Source organism: Photobacterium sp. R1 (genome assembly GCF_054600795.1).
The window spans coordinates 1-485 of the sequence record NZ_BAAHZP010000077.1 but is presented as its reverse complement, the minus strand read 5'-3'; the positions used below and the strand labels follow the sequence as shown (position 1 = coordinate 485).

The 485-nt window shown below is 50.9% G+C and carries 1 pseudogene; it reads left to right on the top strand.

Annotated features, from left to right (window positions below):
- Positions 1 to 47 precede the first annotated feature (47 nt).
- Positions 48 to 485, top strand: a pseudogene (locus ACYP03_RS24030) (HTH-type transcriptional regulator MalT); the annotation flags it as partial.

The window sequence follows — 485 nt, the reverse complement described above, 5'->3', positions numbered from 1 at the left end:
TTCTGCGCCACAAACGCCACTCGCACATCCCTGAACAGCGGAAGGATTTGCATAACAAAGCGGCGAAAGCCTGGCTCAATCAAAGCAGCCCGCACCAAGCGCTTTACCACGTGCGAAAAAGCAACAATCAGCCGCTGATGGTCTCTATTCTCAGCGATCATGGCTGGAGTATGTTTCATCACGGTGAACTCAAACTGCTGGAAGAATGCATCGCGACGTTAGATCGCAGCTTGCTCTTTAGCAGCCCGCGCCTGATCCTGCTCAGACTCTGGCTGGTTCAAAGCCAGCACAGGTATAACGAAGTGGGCGATCTGATTGCTGAGTCTGAAGCAGAAATGCTAAGTAATAACATCAGTTTTAATGATGCACTTCAGGGCGAATTCAATGCGCTACGTGCGCAGGTGGCAATTAATCAAGGCAAACCGGAGGAAGCCTTACTGCTTTATGAGCAGGCACTGGGACAATTGCCGGCTAACACCTATCGC